This window comes from Paraburkholderia ultramafica, assembly GCF_902859915.1.
GTDB lineage: Bacteria > Pseudomonadota > Gammaproteobacteria > Burkholderiales > Burkholderiaceae > Paraburkholderia > Paraburkholderia ultramafica.
Genome location: NZ_CADIKK010000006.1, coordinates 259,373 through 281,702, shown reverse-complemented (window position 1 = coordinate 281,702; position 22,330 = coordinate 259,373). Strand labels below are relative to the sequence as shown.

The window sequence follows — 22,330 nt, the reverse complement described above, 5'->3', positions numbered from 1 at the left end:
CGCGTGTATCTCGCCGGCTGCGCGTACGCGTTCGAAGCGGACGACGTGTCGATCTACCAGGTGGTGTGCCGCAAAGCCGGCCGCAGCGCGAAAACCTTGCCGTGGTCGCGCCGCTACATGTACGAGAAACCGCTGTGATACGGTTGCGCCGCGGCGCCGTGCGTGAGCGGACCGGCGCGGCGCAACTTTGAACAGCGGGTCGGAGATCGATGGACCAGAGCGGGACAAGCAAAGCTGAACAGCCGGCAAGCGGCGACAATGATGGCGCAGGTGGCGAAACCGTGCAGTTCGATCTGTTCGGGATGCCGGTGGAACAGGCGGCCTCGCCGGTGTCCGCGGGGCCGAAGGCGCACGCTCATGGCGGGAAATCACAGCGGGAGCCTGCAGAAGCCGAAGCCACGCCAGCCCCCGCCGACACCCCCAAAAAACGCCGCACCCGCGGCTGTCCGACCTGCGACGTGTCATGTCGTGTCGGGTCGTGCCGTGCGGCGAGTGCCGCGAGTGCCGGCATCACGCAGCCATCGAGCCCTGCCCTCAGCCCGCCTTGATCCTATGCGCGAACTTCTGACGAAACTTCGCCACCTTCGGCGCCACCACGAACGAGCAGTACCCCTGATTCGGATGCTGCGCAAAATAGTTCTGGTGATACGCCTCGGCAGGCCAGTAATTGCCGTCTAGCGGCAGCACCTGGGTGACGATCTGCCCGTCGTAAATCCGCTGTTCGCCGATCTCGCGGATCGCCCGTAGCGCCGTCTCGCGCTGCGCTTCGGAATTACTGAAAATGACCGACCGGTATTGCGTGCCGACATCGTTGCCCTGCCGGTTCAGCTGCGTCGGATCGTGGATCGCGAAGAAAATATCGAGAATCTCGCGATAGCTGATCTTCGCCGGATCGAAGTCGACGTTGACCACTTCGGCGTGGCCGGTCTCGCCGTCACACACCTGTTCGTAGGTGGGATGCCGGGTCTGGCCGCCCGCATAGCCCGATTCCACCGAGTTCACGCCGTCGACGCCCAGATACACCGCTTCGAGACACCAGAAACACCCGCCACCGAGGGTGGCGACTTCGCCTGTCTGACTCATGCTGCTCGCTCCTTGATACTGATAGTCGGCCGATGCCGGTGCTGGTTCGCCGCAACGCTCATGCCACCAGCGGGACTTTCCAGCTTAGCGGGTTTTCCACTGACCGGCTGGGGTTGCGGCCAGTGCACCGCGATTGCAGTTAAAATTGGGACAAATCGACGATTTTCACTATGACTTTCGAATCATTTGTTTCCGACCGCGCGTGTGACGGGTTCAGTCCGGCTTCGACCCGGTTGACGCCAGGGGCTTGCGCCCGATGAAGCGCGCCAGCCCGCCCAATTTCGACCAGACCGCCTTCAAACAGGCGCTCAGCCAATTCGCCACCGGCGTCACCGTCATTACAACGCGTGCGGAGTCCGGCCAGTTGATCGGCATCACGGCCAGCTCGTTTAATTCGGTGTCGCTCAATCCGCCGCTGGTGCTGTGGAGTCTCGCCACACGCTCGGCGTCGATGCCGGTGTTCCGCGCCAACAGTCACTACGTGGTCAATGTGCTGGCCGCGTCGCAACTCGATCTGTGCAAACGCTTCGCGACCGTGAAGGGCGACCGCTTCGAAGGCGTGTCGCACGCGCAAGGCGACACCGGCATGCCGGTGCTCGACGGCGCGCTCGCGTGGTTCGAATGCCATAACCGCAGCCGCTACGAAGAAGGCGACCACGTGATTTTCGTCGGCGAAGTGGAGCGCTGTGGCGTGCACGACAATGCGGCGGAGATTGCGCCGCTGGTGTTTCAGAACGGCCAGTTTCACGGGCTCAAGCCGTTCTGAATGTGCCACCGCCGCGTTCTGGACGCGATGCAAGTGGTGCAGGTGGTGCAAGTGGTGCAAGTGGTGCAAAGAGCGCCAGCGCCGCGAGCCGCACCGGCGGGTGCCTGCAACAGCAAACCAATCAACCAGCCACGCAGCCGTCCGCGCATCGCGCCGGCCACCTGCGCGCCCTCAGCGGTCGCTATGCGACGCGCCATGCCCGCTGGCTTTCTTCACTAGCGACACCGGCACGCCCGAATCTTCCTTCAGCGTTTGCAGCACGATATTCGAACGAATATCCATCACGCCCGGCGCCTTATAGAGACGCTGCAGCACGAAATCCGAGTAGTGTTTGAGGTTATGCGCGAGAACGCGCAGCAAGTAGTGGGTCTCGCCGGTCACGACGAACGCGCCGACCACTTCCGGCCAGTCGCGCACCGCCTCGGCAAAGCGCTCGTGCCAATTCTCCTGGTCGTTGCGCATCGACACCTGGACGAACGCTTCCAGTTCGAAACCCAGCACTTCGCGGTTCAGACACGCGCGGTAGTGTTCGATCACGCCCTGCTCCTCCAGCAGACGCAGGCGCCGGAGACAGGCCGATGGCGAGAGCGAGATACGCTCCGCGAGGTCGAGATTGCTGATTCGTCCTTCTTGCTGAAGCACCGTCAAGATACGGCAATCGGTGGCGTCGAGCGAGATCGCGCTCATATTCGGTCTCCCTTTCCCGTTTGACTCAAATTATGTTCCAAGACAGGGCTAAGAAGGTGATTTTTTCGCAATCACATTTTGCAATAAGCCGCCTATCATTCCCGCATACACACAATTCGCCGCTGGAGACATGCAAACACTCTGGGACATCACCCCCGCCGTCGACACCGCGACGCCCGTCTGGCCCGGCGACACGCCGGTCGGCATCGAGCGCGTGTGGCGCATGGAGGCGGGCTCGCCGGTCAACGTCGCACGGCTGACGCTGTCGCCGCATACCGGCGCGCATACCGACGCCCCGTTGCACTACGACGCCGACGGCGCGCCGATCGGCCAAGTGCCGCTCGACGCGTACCTGGGCCACTGCCGGGTGATTCACTGCATCGGCGCGTCGCCTGTTGTGACGCCACAACACCTGGCCGGCTCGCTCGACGACCTGCCACCGCGAGTCTTACTGCGCACTTACAGAAATGCGCCGACGAGCGCCTGGGACAGCGCGTTCTGCGCGGTCGCGCCGGCCACGATCGACCTGCTCGCGTCGCTCGGCGTGAAGCTGGTCGGCATCGACACGCCGTCGCTCGATCCGCAGGAATCGAAGACGATGGACGCTCACCACCGGATTCGCGCGCATCGAATGGCGATTCTCGAAGGCATCGTGCTGGACGCCGTCGCCCCCGGCGACTACGAACTGATCGCGCTGCCGCTCAAGCTGACCACGCTCGACGCGAGCCCGGTGCGCGCGGTCTTGCGCGCGCTGCCCGACGCGCATTGAGCCTCGCAGACTTCACCGAATCTCACTGAACTGACCAACGGAACCACCATGAACCACCGTGACGAAGCACTGGCGCTCGATAGCGCCGACCCGCTCGCGACACTGCGCGACCAGTTCGCGCTGTCGCCGGCCACCATTTATCTCGACGGCAATTCGCTCGGCGTGCCGCCCGCCGCCGCCGCGCAACGCGCGCAAACCGTGATCGCCGCCGAGTGGGGCGAAGGTCTGATCCGCAGCTGGAATAGCGCCGGCTGGTTCGCGCTGCCGCGCCGCCTCGGCAACAAGCTCGCGCCGTTGATCGGCGCGGCCGACAACGAAGTGGTCGTCACCGATACGATTTCGATCAACCTGTTCAAGCTGCTGTCCGCTGCGGTGCGGGTGGCGAATGCGCGCGATCCGAAGCGTCGCGTGATCGTGTCCGAACGCTCGAATTTCCCGACCGATCTGTATATCGCGCAAGGCCTGATCGAGCAGCTCGACCGTGGCTATGAACTGCGCCTCGTCGACGATCCGTCCGAACTGCCCGCGGCGATCGGCGACGACACCGCCATCGCGATGATCACGCACGTGAACTACCGCACGGGCTACATGCACGACATGGCCGCGCTGACGAAGCTGATCCACGACAAAGGCGCGCTCGCGCTGTGGGATCTCGCGCATTCGGCGGGCGCGGTGCCGGTCGATCTGAACGGCGTCGGCGCGGACTACGCGGTCGGCTGCACGTACAAGTATCTGAATGGCGGTCCCGGTTCGCCGGCGTTCGTCTGGGTGCCCAAGCGCCATCAAAACGAATTCGCGCAGCCGCTGTCCGGCTGGTGGGGTCATCGCGCGCCGTTCGAGATGAACCCCGCATATCAGCCGGATGACGGCATTGGCCGCTTCCTGTGCGGCACGCAGCCGATGGTGTCGATGGCGCTGGTCGAATGCGGGCTCGACGTGTTTCTGCAAACCGACATGCAGGCGGTTCGCAAGAAGTCGCTCGCGTTGACCGATCTGTTCATCGAACTGGTTGAAGCGCGCTGCGGCGAGTTTCCGCTCCAGCTCGTGACGCCGCGCGAGCACGCGCAGCGCGGCTCGCATGCGAGCTTCGAACATCCGCATGGCTATGAGGTGATGCAGGCGCTCATTGCGCGTGGCCTGATCGGCGACTATCGTGAGCCGCATGTGTTGCGCTTCGGCTTTACGCCGCTCTATACGCGCTTCGTCGATGTGTGGGATGCCGTCGAAACCTTGCGTGACGTGCTCACGCGAGAGACCTGGCGGGCACCTGAATTCGCCGCGCGCGGCGCAGTGACCTGAGGAGCGCGCAATGACCGATCACATGCAAACACCGGGCTTGCCGGAAGAGCCGGTGGCGCAGGGATGTCCGTTTGGGCATGGGCGCGTGGCCGCGCCGGCTGCTGCTTCTGCCGCTGCCGGGACTGGCGGTACTGCCGATACCGGCTGGCATGACGCGCAACTCGACTTCTCGGAGTCGATGAGCTACGGCGATTATCTGTCGCTCGGCACGGTACTGGATGCGCAGCACCCGTTGTCGCCGGATCACAACGAGATGCTCTTCATCATCCAGCACCAGACCAGCGAACTGTGGATGAAGCTCGCGCTCTATGAGTTGCGTGCTGCGTTGAAGGCGGTGCATCGCGACGAGTTGCCGCCGGCGTTCAAGATGCTCGCGCGCGTATCGCGGATCATGGAGCAACTCGTGCAGGCATGGAGCGTGCTCGCGACGATGACGCCGTCCGAGTACACCGCGATGCGGCCTTATCTCGGCAGTTCTTCGGGCTTCCAGTCATATCAGTATCGGCAGATCGAGTTTCTGCTCGGCAACAAGAATGAACAGATGCTGAAGCCGCATGCGCATCGCGCCGATGTGTTCGCCGAGGTGAAGGCTTCGCTCGAAGCGCCCTCTTTCTATGACGAAGTGGTGAGGTTGCTGTCGCGTCGCGGGTTTGCGATTTCTCCGTCGAGGCTGGAGCGGGACTGGACGCAGCCGACCACTCACGACGCGTCTGTCGAAGCGGCCTGGCTGGAGGTGTACCGCAATCCCTCGCAGCATTGGGAGCTGTATGAGATGGCCGAAGAACTGGTCGATCTCGAGGATGCGTTCCGTCAATGGCGGTTCAGGCATGTGACCACCGTCGAGCGGATCATCGGGTTCAAGCAGGGCACCGGCGGAACCAGTGGTGCGCCTTACTTGCGCAAGATGCTGGACGTGGTGCTGTTTCCTGAGCTTTGGCATGTGAGGACGATGCTTTAACCGGTTCACCTGGCCGTATATCCCCCATCGACAGGCAAGCAAATGCCGCTAATCATCGAGGCCGCATCGCTCAACAAAAACATGATCGGTGCGGCGACCTCGGCGGACTCGGCAAAGCGTCGCAATGGAATGGCCTTCAAAGCAGGATCCCGTTTCACAGGATCGCTCCACGCCTGCACCGCCATCGGCGTCAACGTAACCGTCGGATTCACGCTATTCACGCGAATCCCGAAAGGCCCCAATTCGATGCACAGCGCCCGCGTCACAGCATCGAGCGCCACGCCTCGCCCCACTCTTCCAGCGAAAAGCCGTGCGTAACGATGCCCTTCGACGTCACGAGACCGCGCGCCAGCAGATCGATCGCGATCGGATAGCAGTAGGGTCCGAGATGCGCGCCGCGCACGTCGAGCGTCACGTCCGCGGATTCACGCCGACCATGTTCAGGTCGTTGTTCAGCACGACGAGCAGCAGCGCCCCGATCAAGGTGCCGATGATCGAACCGCGCCCGCCGGAAATCGAAGTGCCGCCCATCACTACGGCGGCGATCGCGTCGAGCTCGAAGCCGACGCCCGCGTTCGGCTGGCCGCTCATCAAACGCGCGGTCAACACGATGGCGGCGAACGCGGAAGTCAAACCGGCGATCGTATAGACGATCAGCCGACAAGCCGCGGCGCGAGTCCGCGAGCAGCGCCTCGACCTGACGCCATGTCGAGGCAGCTCGACACGAACTCCTGCCCGAATTGCACGACCAGATTGCGCTGCGCGATGGTCTCGCCGTCCGGCACGTCGCTGACCCAGTTGTGCGGCAGGTTCGGTCCCAGCAACACCAGGTTGCCGGGCGCGAAGCTGCTGATGTGATCGCCGACGAACATCTTGCCGGTCGTCGCGACGATCAGATGAATTTCGTATTCCGGATGAAAGTGCCAGCGCACCGTGCGATACGGATAGCCATGCGACCACACTTTGAACGATTCGTCGCGGCGTACGGCCACGACTTCCAGATCGGGTTGCACTGTCTTGCCTCCATGAAGCGGACCGCTCCGGGCGCCGCTGCTCTTCGTCTTGTAAAGCGAAAAGTAGCCTGCAACCGCGCTGGCCACCACTAAAAATAAGACCGCGGACCACTACTTTTTTGCATTCGGGTTAGTGCTGACGCAGCCGGCGTCAAATTTGATGCAGTGCAATACGCAGGGCGAAGCACCGCAGCTCGCCCAGCGACCCACCGTCAGCGACGCGGAAAAGCCCCGCCGCGCCGCGCTGCGCCACGAAAACCCTGTGACGTCGCCTTGACTTTCGTTTCGCCGGGTACGATCATTCGCTCACATGCAGAGCAAATGCTCCATCCGAAGAATAAACGCACGCTCCGAGCCGTGCGGGCAACAGCAACGATCATGGGATCGGAGTAAGCGCTAAAGCGCTAACAGCAACGATCATGGGATCGGAGTAAGCGCTAAAGCGCTAACTCCGATCGACACAGGAGACACACATGAACAGCGGGCAAGGCAGCGGCGCGGCCGCACAGGTGATCCTGCACATCGGCGCGGGATCGTTTCATCGCGCGCATCAGGCGTGGTATCTGCACCGTTTGAATGAAGCGAAGCTGCCCGGCGAGCCGCACTGGTCGCTGACGGTCGGCAATATCCGCAGCGACATGAACGCGGTGCTCGAAGCGCTCGCCGCGCAAGACGGCGTCTACACGCTCGAGACCGTCACGCCCCAGGGCCAGCGCGCATACGAGACGATCCGCTCGATCGAGCGCGTGCTGCCGTGGACCGAAAGCCTCGACGCGCTGATCGAAGCCGGCGCCGATCCGGCCTGCAAGATCATCGCGTTCACGGTCACCGAAGGCGGCTATTACCTCGACGAACACGACGAGCTCGATACCGCGAACGCCGATCTCGCCACCGATCTCAAAGGCGGCCACACCACGATCTACGGCGCGCTGGCGGCGATTCTCGATGCGCGCATGAAACGCGGCGCGGGCCCTGTGACACTGCAGACTTGCGACAACCTGCGCAGCAACGGCGAGCGCTTTCACGCGGGCATGAGCGAGTTTCTCGAACGGCGCGGCGCGGACCAACTGGCGCAATGGTTCGACGACAACACCGCGTGCCCGAATTCGATGGTCGACCGCATCACGCCGCGTCCGACGCCGGACGTGCGTGAGCGCGTCAAGGCCGCGACCGGTGTCGACGATGCCTGCCCGGTGATGGGTGAAGCGTTCATCCAGTGGGTGATCGAAGATCGTTTCATCGCCGGGCGTCCCGCATGGGAGAAGGCCGGCGCGGAACTGGTCGACTCGGTGCTGCCGTACGAGGAAGCGAAGATCCGCATTCTCAACGCGACCCATAGCTGCATTGCGTGGGCGGGCACCCTGGTCGGGCTGAACTACATTCACGAAGGCACGCTCGACGCGGACATTCGCCAATTCGCGTTCGACTACGTGACCGAAGACGTGATCCCGTGTCTCACGCCGAGTCCGCTCGATCTCGAACGGTATCGCGACGTCGTGCTCGAACGCTTCAGCAATCCGTATATCCAGGACACCAACCAGCGCGTTGCGGCCGACGGCTTTTCGAAGCTGCCCGGCTTTATCGCGCCGACGCTCGCCGAGTGTTTCGAGCGCGGCGTGAAGCCAGCGGCGACCGCGCTGCTGCCCGCGCTGTTCTTCCGCTTTCTCGAACGCTGGCACACCGGCAAGCTGGCATATGCGTATCAGGACGGCGTGATGGATGAGCGCGTCGCGCACGGCTTCTTCGCGGCGCCCGACCCGCTGCAGGCGTTCGCCGCGGACCGGCTGCTGTGGGGCAGCATGGCGCAGACGCCGGAACTGGAATCGGCGCTCGCCGGCGCGCTCGCGCGCATCGATGTCTGGCTCGCCAAACGCGGCGCGGTTTGAACGCCGCGTTGCACTCTCTTTCGAATCACGCGCGGTGCCAGGCTTAATGCGCATGGCACCGCGAGCCATGTGCGGCTAAAGTAGCGCATCCCTAACGACGAAGGTTTCGCGCCCATGTATCTCGGCATCGACCTCGGCACGTCCGAAGTGAAAGTTCTGCTGCTCGCGTCCGATGGACGCGTGATCGGCACCGCCGGCTCTCCCTTTACGGTTTCGCGGCCGCATCAGCGTTGGGCCGAGCAGAATCCCGAAGACTGGTGGACCGGGACGCGCGCGGCGCTCGCCGCGTTGCGCGTCCGGCATCCCGACGAGTTCGCGCAGATTCGCGGCATCGGCCTGTCGGGACAGATGCACGGCGCGGTGCTGCTGGATGCCGAGGACCGCGTGCTGCGGCCCGCGATTCTGTGGAACGACATGCGCAGCGACAAGGAATGCGCGGAGCTGACCGAGCGCGCGCCGGACCTGCACAGCGTCGCCGGCAATCTGGCGATGCCGGGCTTCACTGCGCCGAAGCTGCTATGGGTCGCGCGCCATGAGCCGGAGATCTTCGCGCAGACTGCCTGTGTGTTGCTGCCGAAGGATTACTTGCGCCTGCAACTGACCGGCGGCAAGGTGTCCGATCCGTCGGACGCGGCCGGCACGTTGTGGCTCGACGTCGCCAAACGCGACTGGTCCGACTCATTGCTCGCCGCCTGCAACATGACGCGCGCGCAGATGCCGGGCCTCGCCGAAGGCAGCGCGCCGTCCGGCACGCTGCTGCCCGCGGTGGCGCGCGAATTCGGCTTGCGCGACGGTGTGATCGTCGCGGCCGGCGGCGGCGACAACGCCACCAGCGCGATCGGCATCGGCGCGACGCAACCGGGCGACGGCTTCGTCTCGCTCGGCACATCGGGCGTGCTGTGCGTGGTCGGCGACAGCTTCCGGCCGAACCCGGCTTCCGCCGTGCACGCGTTTTGTCACGCGATTCCGGATCGCTGGCATCAGATGAGCGTGGTGCTGTCGGCGGCGAGCTGCCTGCGCTGGGTCTGCAAGCTCACGTCCACCGACGAGCCGACCCTGCTCGCCGAAATCGAGGCGCTCCCCGCCGACGCATTGAACACCGCGCCGCTGTTCCTGCCGTATCTGTCCGGCGAACGCACGCCGCACAACGACCCGTATGCGCAAGGCGTGTTCTTCGGCATGAACCACGCGACCGATCGCGCGTTGCTCGGCTATGCGGTGCTCGAAGGCGTGACGCTCGCGCTGACCGACGGCCTCGACGCGCTGCGCGCGGCCGGCACCGAGGCGAAGGCGCTGTCGCTGCTCGGCGGCGGCGCGCGCAGCGATTACTGGGCGCAGCTGCTGGCGGATGCGCTCGACACCGCGACCCGCAAACACGGCGGCGGCGAAACCGGCGCGGCGCTCGGCGCAGCCCGGCTCGGCTGGCTGGCCGCGGGCGGCGATCCGGCCAAGGTGCTGACCAAGCCGCCGATCGAAAAGGAGTTCACACCGAACCCGCGCCGGCATGCGGAACTGCGCACGCGGCTCGCAGCGTACCGCGCGCTGTACCGTCACGTGCGGCCGCTGTTCGACCCTGCGCGAGCTCCGCTCGCCTGAGCGGCAAACCACAGCCGCTTGCCGTTGAGAGGCGGGACCGGCTGCTATCATCGGCGCACTTCAAGCGAACCGTTACCGTGCCCAAGTCCACAGAAAAACTAGATCTCGCTACCCGCGCTGCGTGGCTTTACTACGTCGCCGGCAATACCCAGAACGAAATCGCCGAGAAGCTGCAGGTCTCGCGCCCGGTTGCGCAACGGCTGGTCGCGTTCGCCGTCGAAAAGAACCTGATTCGAGTGCGCGTCGATCACAAACTGGCCGACTGTCTGTCGCTTGCCGATCAGCTGTCGAAGCGCTATGGCCTGAGCATGTGCGAAGTGGTGCCGATCGACGGCGATACGACCGACGAGCTCGACCGCAAGCTGGCGGTGGCCGGCGCGCAGGTGATGGAGCGCTATCTCGCCGCCGAAAAACCGATGGTGGTCGCGGTGAGCAGCGGCCGCACGCTGAAGGCCGCGGTCGATCAGATCGCGCAGTTGGACCGTCCGCAGCACCGGCTGGTATCGATGGTCGGGGCGATCGCCCAGGACGGCTCGTCGAACCGCTACGACGTCGCGCTGCACATTTCGGAGAAGACCGGCGGCAAGTATTTTCTGCTACCTGCGCCATTGCTCGCCGATAGCGAGGCCGAGCGCGCGCAGTGGTGCAATCACCGGCTGTACCGGATCGTCGAGTCGCTCTCGGCGCAAGCCGATGTCGCGTTCGTCGGCATCGGCAATATCGGGCTGAAGTGTCCGCTGCACGAAGATGGCTTCATCACGTCGGAGGAAGTGAAGGAATTGATGCAGAACGGCGCGGTCGCTGAAATGCTAGGACTGCCGATCGATGCGGCCGGCGCGCACGTCGAGTCGCCGACCGGCCGGCGCGTGACGAGCATCGCGCTCGATGCGCCGCCGCGCCGACCGACGATCGGTTTCGCCGGCGGGCAGCGCAAGCGTGAAGCGCTGATCGCGGTGCTCAAGGGCGGCTGGTTGTCGGGACTGGTAACTGACGAGTTGTGCGCGCGGGCGGCGCTGGAGGCGTGAAGGCGGTGCCTGGTGCGTTCACTTCATGCGCCGCATGACAGCGGCCATCACGTACGCGGTTCGTAGACCGCCTGAATAAAAGCACGAATCCTCATACCACCGCCCTACACCAGCGGCAAACCCTCAGTGATGATGATCCGGTAATCGCCGCCCTTCAGGCGCGTCTCGCTGACCGCCTGATACGCCGGACTGCGATACCACGCGAGCGCTTCGTCGTAACCGGTGAATTCGAGAATCAGGATGTCTTCGATCGCCGGCCCCTCCACCACTTCCCTGCGCCCATGGCTCGCCAGCATCATCACCGGATGCTGCTCGAAGACGGCGGGCGCGATCTGTTTGTATTCTTCCAGTTTGGCGGGGTCGAGCGTTTTTTCGCGCGTGATGACGACGTAGGCAGACATGAACGTTTCCTGAGCGTGATTGAAAGGAAAGCGGCGCGCCCGCCGCTTCCCCTCTCGTCACGCGGCCAGCACTTCAACGATCTTACGCTGGAATGCTTTCCCTTCGCTGTCGAACAGATGGCAGTGCTCGGGCGTGGCGCCGAGCTTTTGCGTGTCGCCCTTCGCGTGCCGTTCGAGCGGCGGAATCCGCGCGATCAGGCCGTCCGGCGCGACGCTCGATTCCGCGTAAAGATACGCCGCGTCGCCGAGCGATTCGACCGCCATCGTGCGGGCCGAGATGCCGTCTTCGGTGGTGCCCACGTGCAGATGCTCGGGGCGAATACCGACCGTCACCTTGTCGCCCTGCTTGACCGCGCCCGGCTCCACCGCGACGCGTTGCGTCTCGCCGGTTTCGTAGCGCACCGTCACGCCGTCGCGCGTAACCGACTGCACGACGCCTTCCATGAAGTTCATCTTCGGCGAGCCGATGAAGCCGGCGACGAAGCGGTTGGCCGGCGCGTGATACAGCATGGTCGGGCTGCCGACCTGCTCGAGATTGCCCGCCGACAACACGACGATCTTGTCGGCCAGCGTCATCGCTTCGACCTGGTCGTGCGTCACGTAGATCATCGTGGTCTTCAGCTCGTCATGCAGACGCGAGAATTCGAGGCGCATTTTCACGCGCAACGCGGCATCGAGATTCGACAGCGGCTCGTCGAACAGAAACACTTTCGGCTTGCGTGTGATCGCGCGGCCGATCGCCACGCGCTGGCGCTGGCCGCCGGAAAGCTGCTTCGGCTTGCGATCGAGCAGATGGTCGATGTGCAGGATCTTCGCGGCGTTGCGCACGGCCGCGTCGATCTCCGGCTTCTTCGTGCCGGCGAGCTTCAGGCCGAACGCCATGTTGTCGTACAGCGTCATGTGCGGATACAGCGCGTACGACTGGAACACCATCGCGATGCCGCGCTTGGCCGGCGGCACATCGTTCATGCGCGTGCCGTCGATGGTCAGATCGCCGCCGCTGATGTCTTCGAGACCGGCGATCATCCGCATCAAGGTCGATTTACCGCAACCGCTCGGGCCCACGAACACGACGAACTCGCCGTCCGCGATGTCGAGGTTGATGTCGCGCATCACTTCGTTGTCGTCGTAGGCCTTTCTGATGTTGCGCAGAGTTACGCTTGCCATGATGTGTCTCCGTGTAATGCTGTGTGTTGCCGCGCGTTGCTGTGTCTTGCTATGGATTGCCTGCCGGTTGAGTCTGCGCCGCCGTGAGTCGCGACTCGCGCGCTCAAGGCGCCGCTGCCGTCGCGCTCAGCGTCCATTGTGCGACCAGATCCGGCAACTGGCGCATGTCGTCGAATACGTGACGCGCGCCGGCCGCATGCAGCTTGTCGATCTGCACGTCGCTCGCATGACCGCCGCCGATAAAACCGAGCACCGTCATGCCCGCCGCAGCCGCCGCCGTCACGCCCGCGACGCTGTCTTCCACCACGAGGCACGCGGACGGCGCGAGCCCGAGTCGCTGCGCGGCCGCCAGATAGACGTCGGGCGCGGGCTTCGGATTCGGCACTGCATCGGCGCAGAACAGGCGCTCGCCGAAAAACCGCGCGAGGCCTGTGCGCGCCAGGACCGATTCCACATAAGGCCGGAAGCTGTTGCTCGCGCAGCCTTTGACGAGTGGCACCTGGGCGAGCGCGGCGTCGATGCCTTCGACCGTCGGCGCCTGCATCGCCGCTTCTTCCACCGTGCGGCGGATCGCATCGATCTCGTCGGCGCCGAGGCTTTTGCCGAGTTGCGTCGCCGTGCCCTGCAACACCTTCTCGATGCGCAGGCCGAGCAGCGGCAGCACCACCGGCTCGACATCGGTGCCGGGCCAGCGCGCTTCGAGTTCGCGCACCAGCATGCGCGCCGCCACCGCTTCGCTGTCGATCAGCACGCCGTCGCAATCGCAAATCAGCGCGAGATTACCCATACCCGTGCCTGCCGTCATTTGACCGCCCCGAACGTGAGGCCGCGCACCAGTTGCTTTTGCGACAGCCAGCCGACGATCAGGATCGGCGCAACCGCCAACAGCGAAGCCGCCGACAGCTTGGCCCAGAACAGCCCTTCAGGACTCGAATACGACGCGATGAACACGGTCAGCGGCGCGGCATTCGAACTCGACAGGTTGATGCTCCAGAACGCTTCGTTCCACGACAGGATCACGAGCAGCAGCGCGGTGGAAGCGAGCCCGGGCAGCGACATCGGCATCAGCAGATAGACGATCTCCTGCCACGTCGCGGCGCCGTCGATGCGGCCGGCTTCGAGAATATCGCGCGGAATTTCAGCGAAGTATGTGAACGACATCCACACCGCGATCGGCAGATTGATCAGCGTGTAGACGATCACCAGACCCGACACCGTATCGAGCAGCCCGCTGTTTTTCCACAGCAGATAGATCGGCACCAGCACGCCGACCGACGGCATCATCTTGGTCGACAGCATCCACAGCAGCACTTTCTGCGTGCGGCGTGTCGGGAAGAACGCCATCGCATACGCGCACGGCACGGCGAGGATCAGGCACAGCACCGTGACGCCCACCGAGATCAGCACCGAATTCCACGCGAACGCAAAGTAATTGCTGCGCGCGAACACCTCGTGGAAGCTCTCGAGCGTCGGGACGAAAAAGAGCGACGACGAATAGGCCTGCTGCTCTGTCTTGAAGGCGGTGATCGTCATCCAGAAGATCGGGAAGAACAGCAGCAACGCGACCAGCCAGGCGATCACACCGGGGATGCTGCGACGGATTCCCTCGAACGGCGACTTGGCCGGCACGGTCATGGGCGTCGTCGTCGACGCCGGGGTAGAGGCAACGTGGCTCATTTTTCGTACTCCCCTTTCAGGTTCTTCGCGAGCATCCGCACGAGGAAGAACGACACGATGTTGGCCAGCACGACAGCGAGGATGCCGCCCGCCGACGCGAGACCGACGTCGAACTGCTGCAGGCCCAGCGAAAAGATCAGGTACGACAGATTGGTGGTCGCGGTGCCCGGACCGCCGCCCGTAGTCGTATAGATCTCGGCGAAGATCGACAGCAGGAAAATCGTTTCCATCATCACCACCACCGCGATCGCTCGCCTCAGGTGCGGCAGTGTGATGTAGAAGAACATCGAGAATGGACCCGCGCCGTCGATGCGCGCTGCCTCCTTCTGCTCCTGATCGAGCGACTGGATCGCGGTGAACAGAATCAGGAACGCGAATGGCAGCCACTGCCACGCGACGATCATGATCACCGCGGTGAGCGGATAGTCGGCGAACCAGTCGATCGGCTGCATGCCCATCGCGCGCATGCCCTGCGCGACCAGGCCGTACACCGGATGCAGGATCATGTTCTTCCAGATCAGCGCGCTGACGGTCGGCATCACGAAGAACGGCGCAATGGCCAGAAGCCGCGCGATGCCCTGGCCGTAGAACTTACGGTCGAACAAAACCGCCATCAGCACGCCGCCGACCACGGTGATCACCAGCACCGAGATGATCAGCTCGAGCGTGTTGGCGATCGATGGGCCGAATGAGGGGTCGGTGGCAAGGTACCGATAGTTGTCGAACCCCGCGAAACCGCGGATATCCGGATTCAGCAGGTTGTAGCGCGAGAACGAAAACCAGATCGTCATCGCGAGTGGAATGGCCATCCACAACACCAATACGGCGACCGACGGCGAAACCAGCCAGCGGGCGGAATTGGCTTTGCGGGTTTCGCGTTCTTTTTCTGTCTGGGGATGGGCATGCATGAGAGGTAGGCGCAGAGGACGCATGATTGACCACCGGTTCGGTAATGCGCGGGCCGTCTCCTTAAGCCGCGTGTGCCGCATGAACCGCGGCGGGGACGGCCCGCTGTGCTGCGTGAGCCGGCTGACGGACGTCAGCCGGCGCGTGCCACATCACTCGAGTGGCTGACTTGCCGCTTTACTTCTGGTTCACTCCTGCTTCACTTCTGGTAGCCGGCCTGCTTCACCGCGCGATCCGCGGCGGCATTGCCGGCCGCCAGCGCCTGATCGACCGTCATCTGACCGGCAATCGCACCGGAGATGCTCTGCCCGACCACGGTGCCGAACGACTGGAACTCAGGAATCCCGACGAACTGCACGCCGGTGTACGGCACCGGCTTGAGGGTCGGGTGATCCGGGTCAGCCGTTTCGATCGCCTTCAGCACGAAATCGCCGAACGGCGCGGCCTGCTTGTACTCGGGGCGCGCATAGGTCGACTTGCGCGTTCCCGGCGGCACCGACGCCCAGCCTTGATCCTTCGCGACCAGTTCGATGTACTCCTTCGACGTGGCCCACGTGATGAACTTCTTCGCCGAGTCGGCCTGCTTGGACGACTTCGGAATGGCCAGCGCCCAGGCCCACAGCCAATGCGAACCCTTCGGCGTGAGCGCGGTCGGCGCCGCGGCGAAACCGACCTTGTCTGCGATCTGCGATTGCTGCTTGTTGAAGAGCATGCCGGCCGCCACCGTCGCGTCGATCCACATCGCGCACTTGCCCGACGACATCAGCGTGAGGTTTTCGTTGAAACCGTTCGAGCTCGCTCCCGGCGGGCCGTCCTTCTTCAGCAGATCGACATAGAACGTCATCGCCTTCTTCCATTCCGGCGACGTGAGCTGCGCGTTCCACTTCTCGTCGAACCAGCGGCCGCCGAAGGTGTTGGCCACGGTCGTGCCGTACGCCATGTTTTCGCCCCAGCCCGCCTTGCCGCGCAAGCAGATGCCATAGACGCCGCTGGCTTTGTCGGTGAGCTTGTCGGCGAATTGCGCGACCTGCTCGTAGGTCGGCTGATCGGGCATTTTCAGGCCCTTCTGGTCGAACAGATCCTTGCGGTAATAGGTCATCGAACTCTCGACGTAGAACGGCAGCGCGTACAACTGGCCGCCGCTAGACAGGCCGTCGCGCGCCGTTTTCACGACGTCGTTCAGATCGTAACTGGCGGGCAGGTTGGTGATCGGCGTGAGCCAGCCGCGCTTGCCCCATTGCGGCGTTTCGTACGCGCCGATCGTCATCACGTCGAACTGGCCGCTGCCGGTGGTGATGTCGGTCGTGGCACGCTGACGCAACACGTTTTCTTCGAGAATCACCCAGTTCAGCTTGATGTCCGGATTCGCCTTTTCGAACGCGGGCGAGAGCTTCTTCAGCTCGATCATGTCCGGGTTGTTCAACGTCGCGATCGTCACCGTGGCCGCCGGCGCGCTCAACGCAAAGCATGCGGCTGCGCCGGCACTGACCGCCTTCAGCGTGGATTTGAAAGCTGGTTTCATGTGTTGTCTCCTTTCTCGTACGTTATGTAGTGCTGCGTTTGTTCTACGGAAATGACGGTGGATCGCGCGCGGGTCGCGTGGCTGCACTCAGTTCATCCACTTAGCTCATCCAGTTGCCGCCGTCGACGTTGAGGGTTTGCGCGGTGATGTAGTCGGCGTCCGCGGACGCGAGAAACAGTGCGGCGCCGGTCAGGTCATCCGGCACGCCCATGCGGCCGAGCGGCACCGCTTCGCCGACCAGACGCTTCTTCTCGCCGAGCGGCCGGTTTTCATAGCGGGCGAAGAGCGCGTCGACTTCATTCCACATCGGCGTATCGACGACGCCCGGCGCGATGCCGTTCACGTTGATCTGGTGCGGCGCGAGCGCCAGCGCCGCGGATTGCGTGTAGCTGAGCACGGCCGCCTTGGTCGCGCAGTAGTGCGACACCAGCGCCTCGCCGCGCCGTCCGGCTTGCGACGACATATTGATGATCTTGCCGCCGTGGCCCTGCTCGACCATTTGGCGCGCGACCGCCTGCATCAGGAAGAACATGCCCTTCACGTTGACCGCGAACAGGCGGTCGAACACGTCCCAGGATTCATCGAGGATCGGGCGCATATCGAACAGCGCCGCGTTGTTGAACAGAATGTTGACCTGGCCGAAGCGCTCCAGCGTGCTCGCCAGGATGCGCTCGATATCGTCGCGGCTCGTGACGTCGGCACTGACGCTCAGCACGCGCTCGCCGTAGGCGGCACGCAGCGCGTCGCCGAAACTGTCCGCCGGCTTCACGTCGACCAGCACGCAGCGCGCGCCTTCGTCCAGATAGCGCCGCGCCACAGCCTCACCGATGCCGCTTGCCGCGCCCGTCAGAATGGCCACCTTGTCTTGCAATCGTGCCGCCACCGCATGTCTCCGGTTCGTTCTGCTTCTTGAGGCGCAGCGAGCGAACGCCCATTGCGCGAACAATTGCTCTGTTAGTGATCGAATGATCGGATACGGACCGGGTCATGTCAAGGCGCTTCGACCAGATTTCGATGGTGCAGCGCGGCAGGACTCTCGACGTGCCGTCCTTGCCCTCAGCAACACTCGTGCCGCAAATCGGCGGCGGTCCAGCTGCGTTCTGTGCAAGCCGCTGACAAAAATTCAAGATACGTTATATCATTGCGACCTCGCTTTGCTTCGAGGCCCCGGATCGAAGCTTCGCCTCGCAGCCTTGCCACCGCCCGGTTGCCGCTTTGTCACTTCGCCACTTCGCCAGGAGGTCCACGCCGATGGCCACGTCGATTGCAGAACATCACGCCGTGCGGCTCGCGCATGCCGAAGCGCACGCCGCTTTGCATGGGCTCGCGCTGACGCCGCTGCGTCGTGACGTGTACGCGGCGATCGTCGCCAGCGAGCGGCCGATCGGCGCGTACGAGCTGCTCAATGCGCTCGCGCCGCAACGCGGCCGGATGCCGCCCACGACCGTCTACCGCGCGCTGGACTTTCTGGTCGCGCACGGCTTCGTGCATCGGATCGAATCGAAGAATGCGTTCGTTGCCTGCTGCGAAATCGGCGTGCCGCATCGCAGTCAGTTTCTGATGTGCGACGGCTGCGGCGCCACCGTCGAGATTCCCGGCGAGGAGCTCGCCGACCGGTTGTCGCATAGCGCGCCGGCGCATGGCTTCGAAGTGCATCGCCAGGTGATCGAACTGAGCGGTCTGTGCGCGCTGTGCGCCCGCGCGGCACGGCCCGTCGGCGCCTCGGCATGAAGCCCGCATGAGTCCGTGCATCAAGCCGCTCATGAAGGCGTACGTCGGCCAGCCGTACCTCGGACGCCGCGCTCTGAGTCATGCACGAAACCGCGCATGACGGCGGGCCTGAACGCCCGCCGCGAGCCCAGCCAGCCCGCCCTAACGTTCGCGGTTCATTCAACTCTCACGCAGCAGGAAACAACGATGAAAAAAATCGGCTCGATGTTGATCGGGGCGCACCGCGCGCTGAAGCTGTCGAAGTACGTGGCCGCGGGCGCGGCGGCGTTCGCGTTCGGCCACGGCGCGTTTGCCGCGGAAGCGAAAATCCCGGTCGTCGCCGCGGAGAATTTTTACGGCGACGTGGTGCAGCAACTGGGCGGCGATCGCGTCGACGTGACGAGCATCCTCAGCAATCCGGACCAGGACCCGCATCTGTTCGAAGCCAGCCCGAAGACCGCGCGCGCGTTGCAGCATGCGAGCCTTGTGGTCTACAACGGCGCCGACTACGATCCGTGGATGGCGAAGCTGCTGGCCGCATCGAAGGGTACGCAGCGCACCACGATCGTCGCCGCCGATCTCACCGGCAAGAAGAGCGGCGATAATCCGCACCTCTGGTATGACCCGGCGACCATGCCGAAAGTGGCGCGCGCAGTGAGCGAAGCGCTGATCGCCGCTGACCCGGCGCACAAGTCGGCGTACGATGCGAACCTCGCGAAGTTTCTCGACTCGCTGAAGCCGATCGACGCCAAGATCGCCGAGCTGCACGGCCGCTATGCAGGCGTGCCGGTCACGGCGACCGAGCCGGTGTTCGGCTACATGTCGGACGCGGTGGGTCTGACGATGCGCAATCAGCGCTTCCAGCTCGCGGCCATGAACGACACCGAAGCCAGCGCGGCCGATATCGCCGCGTTCGAACGCGATCTGCGCGACAAGCGCGTGCGCGTTCTGATCTATAACAGCCAGGCAACCGAAGCCCTGACCCAACGCATGTTGAAGCTCGCGCAGCAATCACAGGTGCCGACCCTTAGCGTCACCGAAACCCAGCCGGCCGGCAAGACCTATCAGACGTGGATGCTGAGCCAGCTCGACGCGCTGGGCACGGCGCTGGCCGCGGGCGATGCGAAGGCGGCGGCTTCTGGCACAAAAGGAAAAACCCAATGACTTCGACTGGCCGCAGCGCGCCAGCTAGCGCGCCCGCGAGCGCACCGACGAGCGCCTCCAACGCCGTGCTCGAACTCGAACACGTGACGCTCGAACTCGGCGAGCGCACGATTTTGCGCGACACCGGCTTCGTGGTGAACCAGGGCGAATTCATCGGCGTGCTCGGGCCGAACGGCGCGGGCAAGACGACGCTGATGCGCGCCGTGCTCGGCCTCGTGCCGGCGGCAAGCGGCGCGATTCGCGTGCTGGGGCAGCCTGTCGGGCGCGGCAATGCGTCGATCGGCTATATGCCGCAGACGCGCAGCGCGCTGGCCGGCCGGCGCGTGCGTGGCCGCGATTTCGTCGCGATGGCCGCCGACGGCCACCGCTGGGGCTTGCCGCTTGCGGATGCGAAAACCCGCGCCGACGTCGAGCGCGTGCTCGATCTGGTCGGCGGCCGCAAGCTGGCCGAACGGCCGCTGTCGGAACTGTCGGGCGGCGAGCGCCAGCGGCTGCTGCTCGCGCAATGCCTGCTCGGCAATCCGAAGCTGCTGCTGCTCGACGAACCGCTGATCAGCCTCGACCCGCATCATCAGAAGAGCGTGGTCGAACTGGTGCGTCGCGTGCAGCGCGAACTCGGCATCGCCGTATTGTTTTCCGCGCATGAACTGAACCCGCTGCTGAACTCGCTCGACCGCGTGCTGTATCTCGGCAGCGGCGTGGCGGCGCTCGGCACCGTCGACGAAGTGATTACGCGGCCGGTGCTGTCGCGCCTCTACGGCTCGCCGATCGACGTGATGCGCGTCAACGGCCGCATCTTCGTGATGTCGGGCGGCGTCGAAGTCGAGAAGCACGATCACGAGCACGAACACGACGAGGACGGCGGGCATAGCCACTCGCATTCGCACGGGCACGGGCACGCGCACGGCCACTCACACCAGCACGACTCACGCGACGGACACACGCACGATGTTTGAATACGATTTCATGGTGAACGCATTCGCGGCGTCGGGGATCGTCGCGGTGCTGGCCGGCGTAGTGGGCTATTTCCTGGTGATGCGCGGACAGACCTTCGCCGGTCACGCGCTCTCGCACGTCGGCTTCACCGGCGCGACCGGCGCGGTGCTGATCGGCATCTCGCCGATCTGGGGGATGATCGGCTTCACGCTCGCGGCCGGCGTCGGCATGGGCGCGCTCGGCGAACGCCTCGCCGGACGCGACGTGGCGATCGGCGTGATCCTGTCGCTGTCGCTCGGCTTCGGCCTGCTGTTTCTGCACTTCTTCACCGCGTACGCGACGCAGGTCACCGCGCTGCTGTTCGGCAACGTGCTCGGCGTGAATGCGTCGACGCTCGGTGTGCTCGCGGCGTTGGGCGTCGTCAGTCTGGTCGCGCTCGCGGCGATCATGCGGCCGCTGCTGTTCGCTTCGTTGCAGCCGGAACTGGCCGAAGCCAAGGGCGTGTCGCTGCGTCTGGTGTCGGTGCTGTTTCTCGCGATCGCCGCGCTGGCCGTGGCCGCGTGCACGCAGATCGTCGGCGTGTTGCTGGTGTTCACGCTGATGGTCGGGCCGGCCGCCGCGGCCCAAAACATGACCACGCGGCTGTCGACCGGTCTCGTGCTCGCCGCCGTGTTCGCGCTGCTGCAGGCGTGGCTGGGCCTGACGCTGGCGTTCTATACCGACTGGCCGACCAGCTTCTGGATTACTGTGCTGTCGGCGCTGGTGTATGGCGGAAGTTTGTTGAAGCGGCGTTGAGCGGTGGTTGCGCACCGAATGGGGCATCGAGGCGCCGATGCCCATGCCGGGTTGTCGATGGCGGCAGCACAGCTGCATGCCGCCATCGACCTTGCGAACGACTACGACATCACCCGAGCAGCGCCTTCGCGTGATGCGCGAGATGATCCTCGATGAAGGTCGAGATGAAGTAATAGCCGTGGTCATAGCCCGCGTGACGGCGCAATGTCAGCGGCTGCCCCGCGGCCTGGCAAGCAGCTTCGAACACATCCGGATTCAACTGCTCGGCGAGGAATTGATCGGCGAGCCCCTGATCGACCAGAATCCCCTGCGCGAACTTGCGCGACGCGTGCATCACCAGCTCGCTGGCGTCGTACTGCTGCCACGCTTCGCGGTCTTCGCCCAGATAGCCGCTGAACGCCTTCACGCCCCACGGGCAGCGCATCGGCGCGGCAATCGGCGCGAACGCCGACACCGACCGATAGATCTCCGGATTGCGCAGCGCCAGCATCAGCGCGCCGTGACCACCCATCGAATGTCCGAAGACGCCAATGCGCGCGCCGTCCACCGGCAGATTCGCGAGCGTCGTTTCGCGCAGCTCGTCACGCACGTACGAGTACATCCGATAGTGCTGCGCCCACGGCTCCTGCGTCGCGTCGACGTAAAAGCCCGCGCCCACGCCGAAGTCCCACGCCGCGCTTTCGCCCGGCACGCCCGCGCCGCGCGGACTGGTATCCGGCGCGATCAGCGCGATGCCGTGCTGCGCCGCGAAGCGCTGCGCGCCGCCCTTCATCGGAAACGTTTCTTCGGTGCTGGTGAGACCCGCGAGATAGAACAGCGCGGGCACGTTCGCGTTGGCCTGCAAAGCCTGCGGCGGCAGATACACCGAGAAGCGCATCGGCAGGCCGATGATCTGCGAGTCGTGCCGGTAGAAGCGCTGCTCGCCGCCATGGCACGCATGCGACGACAATAGTTCAAGCATCGCGACGCT

The 22,330-nt window shown here is 64.5% G+C and carries 21 protein-coding genes and 5 pseudogenes; 12 read left to right on the top strand and 14 right to left on the bottom strand.

The window, feature by feature from the left end; translation table 11 throughout:
* Positions 1-138 (top strand): annotated as a pseudogene (locus tag HV744_RS09225) (SAM-dependent methyltransferase); the annotation flags it as partial.
* Between the two features lie 396 nt (positions 139-534).
* Here HV744_RS09225 and msrA read toward each other — a convergent pair.
* Positions 535-1,083, bottom strand: coding sequence for a peptide-methionine (S)-S-oxide reductase MsrA (msrA, locus tag HV744_RS09220; protein WP_175149213.1), 549 nt, complete (start codon positions 1,081-1,083; stop codon positions 535-537).
* Positions 1,084-1,339: 256 nt separating this feature from the next.
* Between msrA and HV744_RS09215 the strand changes: the two genes are divergently transcribed.
* Positions 1,340-1,849 (top strand): flavin reductase family protein, encoded by a 510-nt coding sequence (locus HV744_RS09215; RefSeq protein WP_175149212.1) that lies wholly within the window; start codon positions 1,340-1,342, stop codon positions 1,847-1,849.
* A gap of 171 nt (positions 1,850-2,020) precedes the next feature.
* Here HV744_RS09215 and HV744_RS09210 read toward each other — a convergent pair whose 3' ends face one another.
* Entirely contained in the window at positions 2,021-2,536 is a 516-nt protein-coding gene (locus HV744_RS09210; protein WP_175149211.1) for an Lrp/AsnC family transcriptional regulator, read from the bottom strand.
* Positions 2,537-2,666: 130 nt separating this feature from the next.
* On the opposite strand from HV744_RS09210, the gene kynB reads away from it, so the two are divergent.
* The 3 genes from kynB to kynA are packed head-to-tail and all read left to right on the top strand — an operon-like array spanning position 2,667 to position 5,562.
* Positions 2,667-3,305 carry an arylformamidase gene (kynB, locus tag HV744_RS09205; RefSeq protein WP_175149210.1) on the top strand — a complete coding sequence of 213 codons (639 nt, stop codon included), beginning with the start codon at positions 2,667-2,669 and terminating at the stop codon, positions 3,303-3,305.
* A 48-nt stretch (positions 3,306-3,353) separates the two neighbouring features.
* Positions 3,354-4,604 (top strand): kynureninase, encoded by a 1,251-nt coding sequence (kynU, locus tag HV744_RS09200; RefSeq protein WP_175149209.1) that lies wholly within the window; start codon positions 3,354-3,356, stop codon positions 4,602-4,604.
* Positions 4,605-4,614: 10 nt separating this feature from the next.
* Positions 4,615-5,562 (top strand): tryptophan 2,3-dioxygenase, encoded by a 948-nt coding sequence (gene kynA, locus HV744_RS09195; protein WP_175149208.1) that lies wholly within the window; start codon positions 4,615-4,617, stop codon positions 5,560-5,562.
* A 5-nt stretch (positions 5,563-5,567) separates the two neighbouring features.
* Here the strand turns inward: kynA and HV744_RS09190 are convergent.
* From HV744_RS09190 to HV744_RS09175, 4 pseudogenes are all read right to left on the bottom strand, one after another.
* Positions 5,568-5,840, bottom strand: a pseudogene (locus tag HV744_RS09190) (SDR family oxidoreductase); the annotation flags it as partial.
* Positions 5,825-5,971 (bottom strand): annotated as a pseudogene (locus HV744_RS09185) (erythritol/L-threitol dehydrogenase); the annotation flags it as partial. The pseudogenes HV744_RS09190 and HV744_RS09185, both read right to left, overlap by 16 nt.
* A gap of 11 nt (positions 5,972-5,982) precedes the next feature.
* Positions 5,983-6,231: pseudogene (locus tag HV744_RS09180) on the bottom strand (ABC transporter permease subunit); the annotation flags it as partial.
* Positions 6,221-6,575, bottom strand: a pseudogene (locus HV744_RS09175) (cupin domain-containing protein); the annotation flags it as partial. The pseudogenes HV744_RS09180 and HV744_RS09175, both read right to left, overlap by 11 nt.
* A 473-nt stretch (positions 6,576-7,048) precedes the next feature.
* Between HV744_RS09175 and dalD the strand changes: the two are divergent.
* The 3 genes from dalD to HV744_RS09160 all read left to right on the top strand — a co-directional run bounded on the left by dalD (position 7,049) and on the right by HV744_RS09160 (position 11,082).
* Positions 7,049-8,461, top strand: a complete 1,413-nt coding sequence (dalD, locus tag HV744_RS09170) for a D-arabinitol 4-dehydrogenase (RefSeq protein ID WP_175149207.1) — start codon at positions 7,049-7,051, stop codon at positions 8,459-8,461.
* A gap of 114 nt (positions 8,462-8,575) precedes the next feature.
* Positions 8,576-10,057: a xylulokinase gene (xylB, locus tag HV744_RS09165; RefSeq protein WP_175149206.1), complete on the top strand. Its 1,482-nt coding sequence runs from the start codon at positions 8,576-8,578 to the stop codon at positions 10,055-10,057.
* A gap of 77 nt (positions 10,058-10,134) precedes the next feature.
* Complete coding sequence (locus tag HV744_RS09160; protein WP_175149205.1) at positions 10,135-11,082, top strand: sugar-binding transcriptional regulator; 948 nt, start codon at positions 10,135-10,137, stop codon at positions 11,080-11,082.
* 104 nt (positions 11,083-11,186) lie between these two features.
* Here HV744_RS09160 and HV744_RS09155 read toward each other — a convergent pair whose 3' ends face one another.
* From HV744_RS09155 to HV744_RS09125, 7 genes are all read right to left on the bottom strand, one after another.
* Entirely contained in the window at positions 11,187-11,483 is a 297-nt protein-coding gene (locus HV744_RS09155; protein ID WP_175149204.1) for a DUF1330 domain-containing protein, read from the bottom strand.
* 57 nt (positions 11,484-11,540) lie between these two features.
* Positions 11,541-12,650 (bottom strand): ABC transporter ATP-binding protein, encoded by a 1,110-nt coding sequence (locus HV744_RS09150; protein WP_175149203.1) that lies wholly within the window; start codon positions 12,648-12,650, stop codon positions 11,541-11,543.
* Positions 12,651-12,753: 103 nt separating this feature from the next.
* The gene (locus HV744_RS09145; RefSeq protein ID WP_175149202.1) at positions 12,754-13,455 is read right to left on the bottom strand and encodes an HAD family hydrolase; all 702 of its coding nucleotides are present in this window, start codon (positions 13,453-13,455) and stop codon (positions 12,754-12,756) included.
* Positions 13,452-14,285 (bottom strand): carbohydrate ABC transporter permease, encoded by an 834-nt coding sequence (locus HV744_RS09140; protein WP_246278987.1) that lies wholly within the window; start codon positions 14,283-14,285, stop codon positions 13,452-13,454. The genes HV744_RS09145 and HV744_RS09140 overlap by 4 nt, the downstream gene beginning before the upstream one ends.
* Before the next feature lie 38 nt (positions 14,286-14,323).
* Positions 14,324-15,259, bottom strand: coding sequence for a carbohydrate ABC transporter permease (locus HV744_RS09135; protein ID WP_175149200.1), 936 nt, complete (start codon positions 15,257-15,259; stop codon positions 14,324-14,326).
* A 173-nt stretch (positions 15,260-15,432) separates the two neighbouring features.
* Complete coding sequence (locus tag HV744_RS09130) at positions 15,433-16,755, bottom strand: ABC transporter substrate-binding protein (protein ID WP_175149199.1); 1,323 nt, start codon at positions 16,753-16,755, stop codon at positions 15,433-15,435.
* Positions 16,756-16,855: 100 nt separating this feature from the next.
* A complete protein-coding gene (locus HV744_RS09125) occupies positions 16,856-17,638 on the bottom strand; it encodes an L-iditol 2-dehydrogenase (protein ID WP_175149198.1) in 783 nt (260 codons plus the stop codon).
* Between the two features lie 368 nt (positions 17,639-18,006).
* Here HV744_RS09125 and HV744_RS09120 point away from each other — a divergent pair, with 368 nt between their 5' ends.
* From HV744_RS09120 to HV744_RS09105, 4 genes are all read left to right on the top strand, one after another.
* A complete protein-coding gene (locus HV744_RS09120; RefSeq protein ID WP_175149197.1) occupies positions 18,007-18,486 on the top strand; it encodes a Fur family transcriptional regulator in 480 nt (159 codons plus the stop codon).
* Between the two features lie 186 nt (positions 18,487-18,672).
* Positions 18,673-19,629 carry a metal ABC transporter solute-binding protein gene (locus HV744_RS09115; RefSeq protein WP_175149196.1) on the top strand — a complete coding sequence of 319 codons (957 nt, stop codon included), beginning with the start codon at positions 18,673-18,675 and terminating at the stop codon, positions 19,627-19,629.
* Positions 19,626-20,585, top strand: a complete 960-nt coding sequence (locus tag HV744_RS09110; protein ID WP_175149195.1) for an ABC transporter ATP-binding protein — start codon at positions 19,626-19,628, stop codon at positions 20,583-20,585. Before HV744_RS09115 ends, HV744_RS09110 begins: the two co-directional genes overlap by 4 nt.
* Positions 20,578-21,360: a metal ABC transporter permease gene (locus tag HV744_RS09105; protein WP_175149194.1), complete on the top strand. Its 783-nt coding sequence runs from the start codon at positions 20,578-20,580 to the stop codon at positions 21,358-21,360. Before HV744_RS09110 ends, HV744_RS09105 begins: the two co-directional genes overlap by 8 nt.
* Before the next feature lie 109 nt (positions 21,361-21,469).
* Here the strand turns inward: HV744_RS09105 and fghA are convergent, their stop codons facing one another.
* Positions 21,470-22,321 carry an S-formylglutathione hydrolase gene (fghA, locus tag HV744_RS09100; protein ID WP_175149193.1) on the bottom strand — a complete coding sequence of 284 codons (852 nt, stop codon included), beginning with the start codon at positions 22,319-22,321 and terminating at the stop codon, positions 21,470-21,472.
* Positions 22,322-22,330: the final 9 nt, after the last annotated feature.